The following is a 2,256-nucleotide window of genomic DNA, read 5'->3' as shown; positions in this document are numbered from 1 at the left end:
CCGGGTCGCGGTCCGCATGTGTCTGCGCCTCGACGACGTCCGGTGCGCCGTCGAGTGCCGCGACCGCGCACCGCCAGTCCTCCTGCCGGATGTCGACCGCGATGACCAGCGGGCCCTCCGGGTGCGGGCCGAGCACCGTCGTCGGACGGCCCCTCCCGGACGTCGCCGCCTGTGTCTCGGCGAGCAGCGCGAGGTCGCGCAGGCGGGCGGTGATCTCGGTGGCCGATCCGGTCGTCAGGCCGAGCCGGCGCGCCACCGCGGCGCGGGTCACCCCCGGTTCGCGCCGCATCTCCTCCAGTACGGCGAGCGCGCCGCGCCAGCGGGTGTCGCGGGCACGGACCGAGCCCGATCGGTTCGCGGGGCTTGCCATCGACGCCACTCCCTCCTTTATGCTCGCCACACGAGTTTATTACCGGGAGGCGCTGTGGGACAGGGACGGCTGGACCTCGCGAGAGTCGAGGGCGTGCTCTTGGACATGGACGGCACTCTGGTCGACTCCGACGGCACCGTCGAGCGTGCCTGGTCGACCTGGGCCGGCGAGTACGGCCTGGACGTCGAGACGGTGCTCACGGCGGCGCACGGCCACCCGGCGACCCGCACCGCCCGGAGCCTGCTGCCCGGACTCGGCGAGGAGGCGCTGAAGGCCGCGGCACGGCGCCAGTACGAACTGGAGTACGACGACGCCTCCGATGTCACGGCGGCCGTCGGCGCACGCGACCTGCTCGCGACGCTGGACCGGATGGGGCTCGCCTGGGCGGTGGTGACGACCTCCGATGACCGGCTGGCCAAGCAACGGCTCCACGCGGCCGGCATCGACCCGCCGGTGCTGGTCACGCTCGACGACGTACGGGCGGCCAAGCCCGATCCTGAGGGGTACCTGCGGGCCGCGGCCCTGCTGGGCGTCGCGCCGTCCGCCTGCCTCGTGGTCGAGGACTCGCCGCCGGGGCTCGCCGCCGGGCGAGCCGCCGGGATGCCCACCGCGGCCCTGCGGGGGCTCGACGGCGACCTCCGCCTGCCGGATCTCGGCCGGCTCGCCTCCCTGCTGGAGCGCTCACGCGTACGGCCGTGGTGGCGCGACGCCGTCGGATACCAGGTCTATCTGCCCTCGTTCGCCGACGCCGACGGCGACGGCTGGGGCGACCTGGCCGGGGTGTGCTCGCACCTGGACCACCTGACCCGGCTGGGCGTCGACGTTCTGTGGCTGACCCCCTTCTTCCGCTCGCCGATGCGCGACCACGGCTACGACGTCGCCGACTACCGCGCCGTGGACCCGTCGTTCGGCGGCGAGGCCGCCCTGGACGAACTGCTCGCCCAGGCACACCGCCGGGGCATGCGGGTGATCGGCGACCTGGTCGTCAACCACACCAGCGACGCCCATCCCTGGTTCGCCGCGGCCGCCTCCTCCCGGACCGGCCCGTACCGCGACCACTACATCTGGCGGGACCCGGCGCCGGACGGCGGGCCGCCCAACAACTGGCTCTCCCACTTCGGCGGTCCCGCGTGGACCCTCAGCCCGGCGACCGGCCAGTACTACCTCCACCTGTTCCGTCCGGAGCAGCCCGACCTGAACTGGCGCGACCCCGCGCTCACGGCGGAGGTCGACGCGGTCCTGGAGTACTGGCTCGGCCGCGGGCTCGACGGGTTCCGGATCGACACCGCCGCGTACCTGGTCAAGGACGCGGACCTGCGGGACAACCCGTCGCTCCCCCCGGGCCGGGTCCTGCCCGCGCGAGGAGTGACGATGGACTGGCGCCGCCAGGACCATCGCCACGACATCCATCAGCCGGACGTGCACGCCGTCCACGAGCGCTGGCGGCGGGTCGCCGACCGGCACGACGCCTTTCTCGTCGGCGAGGTGTACGAGCTCGAACCGCACGCGCTGGCGCGCTTCGTCGAGGGGGAACGGCTCCACTCGTCGTTCTGGTTCGGCCTGGTGGAGACCGGCTGGGACGCCGAGCGGATCGACACCATGATCGAGGCCGCGGCGACGGCGTCGTCTCGTCTCTCGTGGGTGCAGGGCAACCACGACCGGTCCCGGGCGGTGACCCGGTTCGGCGGCGGTGAGCCGGGCCGGCGCCGGTCGCTGGCGCTGCACGTGCTGATGGCGCTTCTGCCGGGGACGTTCTGGCTCTACCAGGGTGAGGAGCTCGGCCTGGGCGACGGCCACGTGCCGGCCGGGCGCGGCGCGGATCCGCTGGGCGCCGCCGAGCCGGGCGAGAGCCGCGACGTCGTACGCACCCCGATGCCGTGGCGGCC

Annotated in this window: 2 protein-coding genes; one reads left to right on the top strand and one right to left on the bottom strand. The window is 74.3% G+C overall.

Annotated elements, in window-relative coordinates; genetic code table 11:
* On the bottom strand, positions 1–370 hold a 370-nt coding region (locus tag ACFFNX_RS48135; RefSeq protein WP_378213137.1), incomplete at its 3' end, for a MarR family transcriptional regulator.
* Between the two features lie 54 nt (positions 371–424).
* Between ACFFNX_RS48135 and ACFFNX_RS48130 the strand changes: the two genes are divergently transcribed.
* Positions 425–2,256, top strand: a 1,832-nt coding sequence (locus tag ACFFNX_RS48130; protein WP_378213136.1) for an HAD-IA family hydrolase, incomplete at its 3' end; no start/stop codon positions are given.

This window comes from Actinoallomurus acaciae, from assembly GCF_042429965.1.
Taxonomy (GTDB): Bacteria; Actinomycetota; Actinomycetes; order Streptosporangiales; family Streptosporangiaceae; genus Actinoallomurus; species Actinoallomurus acaciae.
This window is presented reverse-complemented; position numbering and strand designations above follow the sequence as displayed.